This window comes from Dellaglioa sp. CoH-55-MRSF-7, from assembly GCF_056782235.1.
Genome location: NZ_JBXAYI010000001.1, coordinates 343,575 through 356,429 on the forward strand (window position 1 = coordinate 343,575; position 12,855 = coordinate 356,429).

Consider the following 12,855-nt stretch of genomic DNA (forward strand, 5'->3'; position numbering starts at 1 on the left):
AAATAATCGTAAATAACTTAATTTACGATTATTTTTTTATTTTAAATAGATATTGTGTATAACTAAGTGGATAGATATTAAGGTGGGTGTGAGTAACAGAGGGAAAGGGCAGTATGAAGGGACTTTCTAAACAAAATAGTTATGCACAATTAATTGAATGGCCTGTGACTAACTTTTATTTATTTGATATTTTAAAATAAAAAAAGACTGTTATACCAATGTGTAAAGCGTATAATTAAGGAATGATAAATAACGCAAAATCTGTGCATAACTAATATGGTGTTGACAAATGGGCAACAAATAAATGTAGTGACGAACACATATTCCCCGCAATATGTTGTGGTCCAAATTGTGGATATGTGCGTAACTTTGTGTATAACTTGTGAAAAAGGTGGAAATTATGAACATTAAGATTATTGGTGTAGGTAAATTAAAAGAAAAATATCTCAAACAAGGAATTGAAGAGTATGCAAAACGGTTAAGTAAGTTTTGTAAATTTGAAATTATTGAAGTAAATGATGAAAAGGCACCGGAAAAATTAAGTTCAGCAGAAATGATTGATGTTAAAGGTAAAGAGGGCGAACGTATCCTTAGTAAGATTAAAGAAAAAGAGTATGTTTATGCTTTAGCCATTTTAGGTAAGGAACGTACGTCGGAAGATTTTGCTAAAGAGATTGCTGATCTTGGAACTTATGGGCATTCAGACATAACCTTCGTTATTGGGGGGTCATTAGGACTAAGCGAGGACGTTTTAAGACGCGCCGACACACAAATCTCGTTTGGTAAATTTACCTTACCGCATCAATTAATGCGGATGATTTTGACTGAACAAGTTTACCGTGGATTTATGATTAATGCAGGGAGCCCCTATCATAAATAAGGACCTTTCAATACTTTAAGTAACGTAATTTTAGGATATCAGTAGATTTTCATATTTTCCCTTGACCTAGAGCTTGCTTAAAGGTGGATGATAAAAATAAGTAATTTTAAATTTAGTCGTATAAGAGGGAGAATTTATGAATAAAAAGAATTTAATCATCGTGACTATTGCATTGCTGTTATCTAACGCAATGGCAGGTCTTGATGGAACGATTATTAATACTGCATTACCATCAATCGTCAGTGATTTGCATGGTATCCAATATATGGGATGGATTGTTGCAGTTTTCTTGTTGGGGATGGCAGTTGCCACACCTCTTTGGAGTAAATTAGGCGAACGAATTGGTAACCGTGGTGCATATCAGTTAGCAACTTTTTTATTTGCAATCGGTGCGGTTTTTCAAGCAACATCAAGTAATATTGTCTTTTTCTTAGTTGCTAGAGTAGTTATGGGTATTGGTGCAGGTGGGATGAATACAATTCCGTTTATTATTTATGCTGATATTTATAAAAATATTAAGAAACGCTCACAAGTTATTGGTTATGCAACAGCTAGTTACAGTATTGCATCAATTATTGGACCTTTAGTTGGTGGCTGGATCGTTGATACGTTTAGTTGGCATTGGGTCTTCTATATCAATGTACCAATAGCATTAATATCAATTATTTCAATCCAATTTTTCTTCAAAGAAGAAGTTAAAAAACGTCAAAAGGGGAATATCGATTACTTGGGTGCTGGAATGATGATTGTCAGCTTAGTGACCTTATTAACAGGTATTCAAATGATTGGTGTTGGGTCAATTAATTTAGTCGTTGGGTTAATTATTGCTGGAATTATCTTACTCGGTATTTTGTATAGAGTTGAGGATAGGGCCGTTGATCCGATTATTCCCAATCGATTATTTAAAAATAAGAAACTGATTGTTGATTTTATCATATTTGCCTTTTTATGGGGAGCATTTATCTCATTTAACATCTATATTCCAATGTGGGCACAAGGAATACTTGGAATGAGTGCATTGATTGGTGGGGCAACACAAATTCCTGGTGCAATGACTAATTTATTTGGTTCGTTGTCCGGTCCATCAATGATTCCTCGATTGGGGAAATACCGGATTATTACAATCGGAACCATTAGCTTTATTATTTCGTTTGCTGGGATGTTAGTTGTAGGTGTGACAGTCCCATTCTGGTATTTATTACTAATGGGTGCTTTTGAAGGGTTCGGTTTAGGAATGTGTTTTAATGTCCTACAACTGAGTGTTCAAGAGGATGCGGAGGGTCGAGATGTCCCAATCGCAACTTCATTTGCCTACTTATTACGTATTTTAAGCCAAACATTTATGTCATCAATTTATGGGGTTATCCTTAACAGTGCGTTGTTAAAAGGAGTTAATCAGTCTCATGGTAAAATTACGATGGAGATGTTAAACAAGCTAAGTGATTCGAAGCGTGTTTCAAGTCTTCCTGAAAAATTATTACCAGCAATGCGACAGATTATGTATGAAGGGTTGCATAATATTATGGTAATCGCGACAATATTATTGATTATCGTTTTACTATTTAATTTATGGATTCAGGCTCAATCTAGAAAACAACTAAGTTAAAAAATAGAATCTCTGAGAGAATGTACTATGTACTAAGTCGTATCGAGTTGACTGATGAAATTATATAAAATTTAATGGGGTATATTGATTTATCTGCTTGTAAAGTTATTAATAGATTCCCAGTGTAAATTCCTTGATTAATGTCAATTTATCAAATGCACTGTACTTAACTCTAGGCAAAAAAATCCCGCCATGATTGTCGAATGAAATTATATATTTCATCTGATAATCATGGCGGGATTTTTACAAAAAGGCAGATACCTTTTTAATCGTATTTTTTATAGATAATAGGTTAGGTCACTTGCTGGAGTCGGATAAGCTAAGATAAGTTTAGTAACATCTGTTTTTGATGTTTTGTTAGCAATTAATGGTGTTAGATAATTGATAAGTTCTTCCGCAATTGTGGTGTATGCGACAGCACCAACAAGTAAGTTGGATGATTTATCAAAGATAGTTGTCACAGATGCTTCAGATTCTTTAATTCGATTAAAGGAATACCAGTTAGTTGTCTCTTGTACTCTAATGTCATAATGTTCAGGTTCATTTTTAGCTTGTTCAATCGTAATGCCAACTTGAGATAGTTGTGGGCTGGCATAGACAGTCATTGGAATTGGTGGGTAAGCAATTGGACTATTCGATTTTTTAAGTAGTTGGTCTGCAACGTAATGACCTTCAAATGTTGAAACAGGTGTTAACTTAGGTTGTTTGCGTGAAACAATATCTCCAATGGCATAAATTCGATCATTTTTCGTTTTTAAGTGAGAATCCACAATAATACCATGTGAATCTGATTCAGCACCTGTAGCAGGTAGGTTTAATGTATTAACGTTAGGTTGACGGCCCATAGCTGAAATTGCCAAATCAACAGTTAAAGATAATCCCTTATCGTCTAACATCTGGAAGCCTAAAGGACCTTCTGTTATTTCTGTAATATTAGTGTCAAAGTGAAAATGGACACCATTAGTTTTCAAATTCTCAATGAGACGGGTTGTATATTCAATTGGAAATCCACGTAATATTTGACTATTATGTTGAATAATATGAACTTCTGAGCCAGCAATAGCAGCTATATTAGCAAGCTCAATTGAAACATAGCCAGCGCCAATAAAAGCTATTTTATCTGGTAATTCTTCAAGTGATAAAAAATCGGTACTTGTTTTTAGTAAATGACTGCCTGGAATATCAGGGACTACAGGTGACTGACCGGTCGCAATTACAAAATTATCGGCAGTGTAAGTTTCAGTATTAACGTTAATTTCTGACTTTGAAATAAACTTAGCAGATCCGTGAACAGTTTTAATATTTGCTGCAGATAAACCTGCTAGGGTATTGGCTGGAACTTTATCCGTATAAGCTGATTTAAAAGCCATTAATTTAGGCCAATCAATGATAGAACTGCCAGTTAGTCCGAAGCCTTGCATTGCTTCTTGGCGTTGTTTAGTTTCAACAGCAGAATAAAGCATTTTTTTTGGGTCACAACCTCGATTAGGACAAGTACCACCCCAAAGATCATTTTCAATAATGAGAACAGATTGCTTTTTACTTAAATCAAAAGCAGTAGAAAGACCACCAGGTCCAGCACCAATAATAATTGTATCGTAGTGTGATTGTTTCATAATTAATATCCCCCATAATAAATATTTAATAATTATACTGATACTAGCATAAAATTGAAAATTAATTAAAAATAATCGCTTAAAAATGTTTCATGTGAAACATTTTTAAAAAGAAAGCATAGCTTTTAAATTTTTAAAATAGTGACAGACAAAGTAATCCAGTATTAGAATATTTTATTTGATTATTAAAATCACAGAGGTTATAGTTTAAAAAGGGCGTTAAGTCAATGTATGTAAAGGATTTTAGCTATTTATTTAACTACAATTATTTGGGGGTCATTATATGACAGCAACAGTACTAAACGATATTACGAAGGTACTCATTTACACGATTGTATCGTATCCAATCGTTGGAGGCCTAGCCTTTATTGTATCGAGCCTTTATTATAGAATATTTATGGAGAAGAAGGAGCTCCCTAAATATTTAGAGAAGGGAGAACCATTCATTTCTATTTTTGTACCTGCTCATAATGAGGAACAATCAATAGAAGCAACAATTCGACATCTAGAGACTAAGTTAAATTATCCTCTAGATAAATATGAAGTTATTGTAATTAATGATGGTTCCACAGATAAAACCGGTGAGATTTTGGAGACGCTACAAGAGGAGTTCAAATCACGTTTAAGAACGATCACAATTATTAATAATCGTGGAAAAGCAGCTGGATTCAATATTGCATTGGCATTTGCTAAAGGCGAATTTATTTTATCCAATGATGCGGATTCAAAACCAGAAGTTGATGCCTTATGGAAATATATGTCATATTTTGAAAGAAAAGGTGGCAAGAATTTAGGCGCTGTCACTGGGAATATGTTACCAATTAATAAAACAACAATTGTAGCAGAAGCACAACAGAATGAATTAAATTCAATCATTGGCTTAATTAAGAGATCGCAATTATCTTATGGCGGTTTATTTGCTTTCTCAGGTGCAAATACAATGTATCGAAAAGCAGCCGTTTTAGATGTTGGTGGTTGGGAAGCTGAACAGCCAACAGAAGATATCGCAATTGCCTGGGACATGCAGGCATTAGGTTGGGTGGCTTATTTTGCGCCGCATATTCGCTTCTTTATGGATGTACCTGAAAAGCTAGGTGAACTAATTAAACAAAGACATAGATGGTCATCTGGTGGCGTTTATGTACTTCTAACGAAGACGTTACGCGTTCTACGTCATCCGATTAAACAATTTTCAAGTGTACCTATTATTATTGATTATGGATTAAGTGTTATTTGGTCAGTCTTTTATTGGTTAAGTATGATTGCATTTTTAGCAATTCAAATTATCTGTATTGTAAATGGTGATTGGTTACAGTTGAGCAATAACTTAGCGCTCGCCTGCATATTTATTTCAATAGAGGTCATTATTGGTTTGATTCAGTTAATCATGGCGTCATTTTTCAATGATAGTGGTAAATCTTTAAAATACGTTATTTTTGCGCCGTGGTATATCCTCATTTACTGGATGGTAAATACGTATACAATGGTAGCTGAGTTAATTCCGACAGTGCGTAAAATTATTACGGGTGAAGATGGTGGCGTATGGCATTCACCTGAACGTTCGGATAGTATTACAACAGATTTAGGAGGCGACGATGATGACAAAAAATAAGCCTGACTATATTGTGAACGAAGTAGATGAAGACGCATTGACGATTGATTGGTTTTTTGGTCAAAAAAATGTAAGTCTCAAACTAAGACAATTAGTATTAATAACAATTGGCTGGATTGCGTGCTTAGTACCAATCAGTATCACGGTTATCTTGATTTTATTTAAAGATAAGGCAATCCCAATTGATCAAACACTATTTACTGAGCTTTTTGATACGATTATAAATACATTCCTACAATACTATTTGTTTTTTATTGCGTTCTTTTTAATTTTGCATATTTATAATTTAATTCTTTCGAATAATCGTCTAAAAAATGATATAGAAAGTTATGATTCAAAATTATTAAAGAAACACACTGACTTAGCTGAAGAAATGTACTATTTAAAATATGGGCCACGAGATCATAGAGAGGGTCAAAATAAAATTATCATACAAGATTATGCCGATATTGGGACATTTGAATTAAGGCAACAATTTGATTACTTTGGAGATGAGGATGAAGATGATTTCTAAAGAGGATAAAAGATTATTAGATGAGATGGTTGTACGAGAAAGAAATATGAAGAAAAGACGTGACATTTCGGGCTTGATGTTACATAAATTAAGATTATTTAAGCGAAGATTAGTTACGTTTTTAACGGTTTTATCAACCGGAATCCTATTAGGACTTTATATGACATTTGAGCCATTCAAAATGTTGTCAGTTGTCAGTATTATAGAAGTTAATGTACTGGTAGCGGCAATTCTATTTCTATTTACGTCATACTTTTGGCAAATAATGCTCAAACACTGGCCATTAAAACATTTAATTAGTTGGTATAAAACTAAACTAAGAGTAACGTACGCGGGCCCACTGCTTGCTTCAAAAAGATGGTTACAGTTTTATTATAAAGATCGGGATATTTCACCGTATATCCCACAAATATTGTATTACCTACAAAATGAGTCTAAGTTAAAAACAGTTGATGAGGTATTAGCATTTATTGATGAAGGGGCACCTTCAGAAGTGGAAGAACATAATGTGTTAGATAAATTTAGACGATTTATTGGTGAAACAAATCAAATGGTCCTGAGTACTGCTACTGCAGATGGGATGCCATCGAGTCGTCAGATGCGATTTATTGTTTCACCTGATAAATCAAATGTTTGGTATTTTGGTTCAGCTCCGGAAACGCCTAAAATTGCTGAATTGGATTTAGGTAAAGCAGCTATTAATACAATTCCAACGAGTACAGGGATGACTATTGCTAGTAATAGGTTAAGTGTTAAGAGGTCAAAATATAAATTAGAAGATCTAGCAGAGTTGTATCGGGCACAGGTGCCAGGATTTATGGATGGATTACTGGAAGAAGATATAGAAAATGAGATTATTTATGAAATAGTGATCAAAAGTGCTCGATTAGATACTTGGACACAGCACGATCAAGTGAAATTTTAAAGGTATTATTAGCAATATTCATTGCTGATAATACCTTTTTTTAATAAATCAATTAAAAAAATAAACTTTTTACTTGATTTTCAACGTATTTATCTCTATATTTTGACACATAAATTACAGACGAATTATTAATAGATTAACTGTCACTAAGGGAATAAGAAGGTAATGGTGTATTTGATTTATTTTACATTTATTACGGAATATGATATTTATTACATTATTTCAAGATAATGATATTTGACTGAAATGCTTATGTAAAAACTAACTGATAGTATGAACCTCGTAAGATAAATAAGAAAAAAATAAATAAAAACGTTTAACTTAAAAGGAGAACTAAATATAATGAAATTAAATAAAAAGATGACAAAATTTTCAGTAGCAATGGTAGCAACAGTAGCAGCAGGTCTTGGACTTGCAGTTAAAGCAGCAGATGCTGATGTATATACTGTAAAATCAGGTGATACACTAAATAACATCTCAGCAACTTACGCTAACAAAACATCTAATGATGTCAGTGTTAACGCAATTGTTAAAGAAAATAAAATTAGTAACGCTAATTTAATTTATGTTGGTGAACAATTAACAATCAATACTGATACAGCTGCTAAAACAGCAAATACAGCATCAACAACAAATACAACAACTACTAAGGCAGCAACACCAGCTGCAACTCCTGCTAAAGCAGCAACAACAGTTGCACCAAAGAGTACAGTGTCAACAGCAACTGCAAGCACTACTGATTCATCAAGTGCTAAAGCATGGATTGCTAACAAAGAATCTGGTGGTTCATACTCAGCAAGAAATGGCCAATATATTGGTAAATACCAATTAAGTTCATCATATTTAAATGGTGATTACTCAGCTGCAAACCAAGAAAAAGTAGCTAACAATTACGTAACAAGTCGTTATGGTTCATGGAGTGCTGCAAAATCATTCTGGTTATCAAACGGTTGGTACTAAAATTTAAATTATAAAAATAAGAAGCTTTGGATAGGGATATAATTCCTTATTCAAAGCTTTTTTGTTACTTTAAATCTTATGTTAAAATGATAATGTCCAGTAACTAAATTACATGAATGAAAGTTGAGAATTGAATTGAAAAATTACGAATTTTTACTATTTGATATTGATGATACGTTACTTGATTTTGGGTTAACTGAAAAAGCTGCACTAGAAAAGCTTTTTTTAACGCAAAAAATAACATTAGATGATAAAATAAAACAAAATTATTTGAAATTTAATCAGCAGTTATGGCGCCAATATGAGCGTGGTAATTTAAAGCGGGATCAATTATTAGAAAATCGGTTTGCGATATTTTTCAAAAAACAGTTTAATAGAGTAGTTGATGGTAAAGAGTTGGCTAAACAGTATCAAGATAATCTGTCTGCCGGACATGAAAAAATGATGGGCGCAGATGAATTATTGGCATCAATAGATACAGCTAACTATCAATTGTCGATTATTACCAATGGCGTTGCAAACATGCAGTATAAACGATTAGCAGAATCAAAGTTAGATAAGTACTTTCCGCAAATATTTGTTTCGGAAATGACGGGTTATCAAAAACCAACGGTTGGCTTTTTTAACTATGCTTTTGACCATATTGCTGGATTTAATCCCGATAAGGCACTTATTATTGGTGATTCTTTAACATCAGATATTCAAGGTGGGAACAATGTTCACGTTGATACTGTCTGGTACAATCCGAAAAACATTAAAAATAAGACATCAATAAAAGCGACCTACGAAATTGATGATCTGTTAGCCATAAATAATATAATATAAGAATAATTATAAATCTTGGATTAGAGGAATGGTGAATAATGAAAGATGCTAAAATGATGAAAAATGTTAAAAAGATTATTACGTATGCTATTTTTGTGATTGCTACCTATTTTTTATTTTCACAAGTTTTATCAGTGTCAGAAATAGCAACGGATCGTTCCTTTATGGAGATTGCAAAAGCAGAACCAGTCGTATTTATTATTATCTTTTTTATAATTTATAGTTTATTTATGATAATTAGTATTGCTTTTTTCTATTTTTCTCATATTTTATTAAAAATTAAGGGAAAATATGATATTAGTTTACTTATTTTAAATTTTTTCACAGTTTTTTTAACAATATCAACGCTTGTTATTAAATCAGTTGGAGGGGCATTACCAACAGTAGTTATCAAAACTAGTTTATTTTTTATTTTAATATCGATGTCCTTATCAACGACTGCAAAATTATTAGCCTTACGAGAAGAACGACTAAAAAAAAGAAAAAAATAGGTTAAATATAGCAGTATTTTAAAGGAGGTACATATGAAAATTAAAGAGCGGTTGGATACGTTAAGTGATGCGATTATAGCCATTATTATAACCATTATGGTATTAGAGATGCCAATTGAGATAAAAAATGGGGAGATTAACTTTGTTGGTTTGTTTCAAGCCATTGGAATCTTTATTGTTAGTTTCTGTTTTGTTGCTAATATCTGGTATCAACATGCGGTCGCATTTTCGGAAGTAAATGAAGTACCAAATAAAATAATTGTGATGGATTTAATCTTAATGATGCTTTTATCGTTAATGCCAACCTTCACACGACTAATGACAAGTGATACTGTCAGAGAAACGGTTACAATGTATGGTGTTTTATATTTGTTAATTATTTATCTATTCAGGGAAATTGTAAAAGAAATTATTCATCAAAAATATACAGAAAAATCTGATATGAAAAAAGTATATGTAACCATTTATGGCAGACATAACACAGAAACCGGATTATTAATATTAGCTTTAATTCTTATAGGCTGGTTTTTCCCTAAAATAACGTTAGTCTTTTTTATTATCATACCAATTCGTTCATTTATTACTAATAGTGCAGATAACAGTGAATTTACTAATATTAGTCAAATGGAACCTAAAGGTACTGAGGCATTCTTAGAGATGACACCTGAAGATAGAGAAAAATTAAAACCAATTATTACGACACTTAGAAAAGAAATAAAACAACAAGATCCTGATGCGTGGGAGAATTTTACAGAGGATGCTGAAGAGGCACTCGACGTTAGTGAAGGAACGATACTTAGATGGTTTCGTCAATATCGTCAAGCATTTGAGGATTCACAAAATACGCGAAGAAAAAATATAAAGTATGGTAGAGACCAATTAAGTAGAGAAGATGATTAATAGTAAACTGTCCGTCCAATTTTGGAAAGGGCAGTTTTTAATTACAAAAAACCCCTATACTAGACTGATATTTCAGTATCTAATATAGGGGGATTGTTATTATTATTGTGCCATAAAATCTTTTAACCAATTTTTACCTTCAACGAAACGCGTAACAAGCATTGCAGTAGCAGTATTTCCTGTTGAATTTAATAAAGTTGCGGGAATATCAATGATGGTTGTAATAATTAGAATTAATGGAAGAGCAGCCATTGGGAAACCGAAGATTGAACAAATTAAGGTTTCGGCAACCATACCACCACCTGGAATAGCGCCCATCACGACACCAACCAAGAATGAAACACAGATAATCATAATCATATTATTTAAACTCGTGATATCTTTACCAAAAACGGCAAATAAAAATGTTGTTTTTAAGATGCCACCAATAACAGAGCCATCCTTGTGCGTATTTGCACCTAATGGGATGATCGTATTTGCGATATCTTCGCTCACGCCCATTTTTTTAGAATACTCTAGGTTAACAGGGATACATGCAGCTGAAGAACTTGTTGCAATTGCTGTAACAGCAGGAGCTGAGACATTTTTCCAAAAAATCATAAAACCGGCTTTGCCACCTGCGATAAATGCATAGAAACTCATCATCACAAAGAAGTAGAAAGCTGTAATACCTAAGTAAAGAATGAAACTGCGCAAATATCCGGCAGCAATCTGAGGTCCTAAATTACCGATAATATTGGCAAAGAAACAACCTAAACCAATTGGCGCGTAGATCATCACATATTTAACCATCCGCATAACTACTACGTTTCCAGCTGATAAAAATTTTGTAAATACACTAGATTCTTTACCGGTTGCTGAAGCAGCTGTACCCATTAAAATCGAAAAGATAATTAGTTGTAACATATTATCTTTTGATAATAAATGATAAAAGTCATTAACGGTGAATGTATTAACTAATGTTTCTAAACCAGATGATTTTGTTGATGTATCTTTAACAGTACCCATCAAACCTTTAATCGTATCAACGTTGACGCCGTGAATAGGGTTAAAGAGACGAACACCGATATACCCAATAACACCAGCAATGAAAGCCGTTGTTAGGAAGACAATTAATGTTGTAATCATGATTTTACCAAGTCGTTTCATTTCAGACATTTCTGCGATGGCAGATGAAATACTGAAAAAAACAAGTGGAACTAAAATCATGTACATTAGATTTAGAAAAAGATCTCCTAAAGGTTTAAGGACAGCAGCTTGTTCTTTAAAGATTAAGCCGACAATCCCACCTATGATTAGACCCGAGAGTAATAATAAAGATGTTTTGTAGCGATTAAAAAAAGTAGTCATAAAAAATCCCCTTAAATAATTAGTCTAAAGTCATAAACACTAGTATATCAATTGTTTTGTTTAAAAGCTAAGTTAAAAAAAGGAAACGAATAATATGCAAAAACAAATGAGTTTAATCAATATTAAAAAATGAGATAGTATTAGTTAATAATGAGTATTTAACCGATTATACTAATTTGAAAGATAGCTTATTGACGGGTTAAATACATTAGTTTACAATTGTAATCATAAGACCAATGAAAGAAGGGCAATACTAATGAATAATAAAAAAATAATTGAAATTAGCGACGCTGAGTGGGAAGTTATGCGTGTTATCTGGACATTAGGTCAGAGTACTAGTAATGAAATATTTAAGAATTTAAAAGAAAAAAAGAATTGGCAAATGCCAACAATAAAAACATTATTGGGTCGATTAGTAAAAAAGGGTGCATTATCTGCTGATAAAGAGGGCCGAGCATTCATATACAAACCCCTAATAGAAGAACAAACGACGATGGATCATGTTAGTCAGTTATTATTTGAACATATGTGCCAAATGAAAATTGGCTCAACAATTGCCGATTTATTAAGTGAAGTTGAGTTAAGCCAATCAGATATTGTGAAACTACAAAGTGTGATTGATGAAAAAAGTAAAAATGCACCAGAAATGGTTGAATGTAACTGCTTAGCTGAAAAAATGATGTAAATGTTTCATGTGAAACATTATAAAATTTAATCTGATCCTTTATCTTAATTGTCTAATGAGATTAAAAAAGATGAGAATAGGAGTGTTTGATTTTGAATATTAAAAAAGTAAGTGAGAAGTTTGATTTACCGACTGCGACGTTACGATATTATGAGGAAGTAGGACTTATTCCCACTGTATCACGGAATACAAGCGGGTATCGGGACTATGATGAAATCGATTTAGAATGGGTTAATTTTGCAAAACATATGCGTCAAACGGGGATTTCAATCAACATTTTAAAAGAATATGCTGACCTAACGCAACAAGGTGAGGCCACTGAAGAGCAACGTAAACAGATTTTGATTAAACAGCAACGATTATTAGGTGAACAAATCGCGGCGATGCAAGATACTTATAATTTTTTAGATAATAAAATTGAAACGTACGAAAATCATGTAAAACAGATGTTAAAAATGACCGATAAATAAAAAGCTTGCCTTCAAGTCGAC

The 12,855-nt window shown here is 32.7% G+C and carries 13 protein-coding genes; 11 read left to right on the forward strand and 2 right to left on the reverse strand.

Annotated elements, in window-relative coordinates:
- Positions 1–400 precede the first annotated feature (400 nt).
- Positions 401–880 (forward strand): 23S rRNA (pseudouridine(1915)-N(3))-methyltransferase RlmH, encoded by a 480-nt coding sequence (gene rlmH, locus AC1RPU_RS01590; RefSeq protein WP_481761097.1) that lies wholly within the window; start codon positions 401–403, stop codon positions 878–880.
- Between the two features lie 136 nt (positions 881–1,016).
- A complete protein-coding gene (locus AC1RPU_RS01595; protein ID WP_409021866.1) occupies positions 1,017–2,486 on the forward strand; it encodes an MFS transporter in 1,470 nt (489 codons plus the stop codon).
- A gap of 278 nt (positions 2,487–2,764) precedes the next feature.
- Here AC1RPU_RS01595 and AC1RPU_RS01600 read toward each other — a convergent pair whose 3' ends face one another.
- Positions 2,765–4,102: a dihydrolipoyl dehydrogenase family protein gene (locus tag AC1RPU_RS01600; RefSeq protein WP_481761098.1), complete on the reverse strand. Its 1,338-nt coding sequence runs from the start codon at positions 4,100–4,102 to the stop codon at positions 2,765–2,767.
- A gap of 283 nt (positions 4,103–4,385) precedes the next feature.
- Here AC1RPU_RS01600 and AC1RPU_RS01605 point away from each other — a divergent pair, with 283 nt between their 5' ends.
- From AC1RPU_RS01605 to AC1RPU_RS01635, 7 genes are all read left to right on the forward strand, one after another.
- A complete protein-coding gene (locus AC1RPU_RS01605; RefSeq protein ID WP_409021868.1) occupies positions 4,386–5,714 on the forward strand; it encodes a glycosyltransferase family 2 protein in 1,329 nt (442 codons plus the stop codon).
- Positions 5,701–6,228, forward strand: a complete 528-nt coding sequence (locus AC1RPU_RS01610) for a hypothetical protein (protein WP_481761099.1) — start codon at positions 5,701–5,703, stop codon at positions 6,226–6,228. Before AC1RPU_RS01605 ends, AC1RPU_RS01610 begins: the two co-directional genes overlap by 14 nt.
- The gene (locus AC1RPU_RS01615) at positions 6,218–7,153 is read left to right on the forward strand and encodes a pyridoxamine 5'-phosphate oxidase family protein (RefSeq protein ID WP_481761100.1); all 936 of its coding nucleotides are present in this window, start codon (positions 6,218–6,220) and stop codon (positions 7,151–7,153) included. The genes AC1RPU_RS01610 and AC1RPU_RS01615 overlap by 11 nt, the downstream gene beginning before the upstream one ends.
- A 342-nt stretch (positions 7,154–7,495) precedes the next feature.
- Positions 7,496–8,113 (forward strand): aggregation-promoting factor, encoded by a 618-nt coding sequence (gene apf, locus AC1RPU_RS01620; RefSeq protein WP_481761101.1) that lies wholly within the window; start codon positions 7,496–7,498, stop codon positions 8,111–8,113.
- 135 nt (positions 8,114–8,248) lie between these two features.
- Positions 8,249–8,938 carry a YjjG family noncanonical pyrimidine nucleotidase gene (locus tag AC1RPU_RS01625; RefSeq protein ID WP_481762165.1) on the forward strand — a complete coding sequence of 230 codons (690 nt, stop codon included), beginning with the start codon at positions 8,249–8,251 and terminating at the stop codon, positions 8,936–8,938.
- 38 nt (positions 8,939–8,976) lie between these two features.
- Positions 8,977–9,429 carry a hypothetical protein gene (locus tag AC1RPU_RS01630; RefSeq protein WP_481761103.1) on the forward strand — a complete coding sequence of 151 codons (453 nt, stop codon included), beginning with the start codon at positions 8,977–8,979 and terminating at the stop codon, positions 9,427–9,429.
- 33 nt (positions 9,430–9,462) lie between these two features.
- A complete protein-coding gene (locus AC1RPU_RS01635) occupies positions 9,463–10,329 on the forward strand; it encodes a TMEM175 family protein (RefSeq protein ID WP_481761104.1) in 867 nt (288 codons plus the stop codon).
- 102 nt (positions 10,330–10,431) lie between these two features.
- Here the strand turns inward: AC1RPU_RS01635 and AC1RPU_RS01640 are convergent, their stop codons facing one another.
- Entirely contained in the window at positions 10,432–11,679 is a 1,248-nt protein-coding gene (locus AC1RPU_RS01640; RefSeq protein WP_481761105.1) for a dicarboxylate/amino acid:cation symporter, read from the reverse strand.
- 256 nt (positions 11,680–11,935) lie between these two features.
- On the opposite strand from AC1RPU_RS01640, the gene AC1RPU_RS01645 reads away from it, so the two are divergent.
- On the forward strand, positions 11,936–12,364 hold the full coding sequence (locus tag AC1RPU_RS01645; protein ID WP_481761106.1) for a CopY/TcrY family copper transport repressor: 429 nt from the start codon (positions 11,936–11,938) through the stop codon (positions 12,362–12,364).
- Between the two features lie 92 nt (positions 12,365–12,456).
- The gene (locus tag AC1RPU_RS01650; RefSeq protein ID WP_481761107.1) at positions 12,457–12,834 is read left to right on the forward strand and encodes a MerR family transcriptional regulator; all 378 of its coding nucleotides are present in this window, start codon (positions 12,457–12,459) and stop codon (positions 12,832–12,834) included.
- Positions 12,835–12,855 lie beyond the last annotated feature (21 nt).

Excerpts from the sequence above, each read along its gene's own strand:
- AC1RPU_RS01615 (WP_481761100.1), top strand. The coding sequence starts at position 6,218 with ATGATTTCTAAAGAGGATAAAAGATTATTAGATGAGATGGTTGTACGA.
- AC1RPU_RS01635 (WP_481761104.1), top strand. The coding sequence starts at position 9,463 with ATGAAAATTAAAGAGCGGTTGGATACGTTAAGTGATGCGATTATAGCC.
- AC1RPU_RS01600 (WP_481761098.1), bottom strand. The coding sequence starts at position 4,102 with ATGAAACAATCACACTACGATACAATTATTATTGGTGCTGGACCTGGT.
- AC1RPU_RS01605 (WP_409021868.1), top strand. The coding sequence starts at position 4,386 with ATGACAGCAACAGTACTAAACGATATTACGAAGGTACTCATTTACACG.
- AC1RPU_RS01595 (WP_409021866.1), top strand. The coding sequence starts at position 1,017 with ATGAATAAAAAGAATTTAATCATCGTGACTATTGCATTGCTGTTATCT.
- apf (WP_481761101.1), top strand. The coding sequence starts at position 7,496 with ATGAAATTAAATAAAAAGATGACAAAATTTTCAGTAGCAATGGTAGCA.
- AC1RPU_RS01645 (WP_481761106.1), top strand. The coding sequence starts at position 11,936 with ATGAATAATAAAAAAATAATTGAAATTAGCGACGCTGAGTGGGAAGTT.
- AC1RPU_RS01630 (WP_481761103.1), top strand. The coding sequence starts at position 8,977 with ATGAAAGATGCTAAAATGATGAAAAATGTTAAAAAGATTATTACGTAT.
- AC1RPU_RS01610 (WP_481761099.1), top strand. The coding sequence starts at position 5,701 with ATGACAAAAAATAAGCCTGACTATATTGTGAACGAAGTAGATGAAGAC.
- AC1RPU_RS01640 (WP_481761105.1), bottom strand. The coding sequence starts at position 11,679 with ATGACTACTTTTTTTAATCGCTACAAAACATCTTTATTATTACTCTCG.
- rlmH (WP_481761097.1), top strand. The coding sequence starts at position 401 with ATGAACATTAAGATTATTGGTGTAGGTAAATTAAAAGAAAAATATCTC.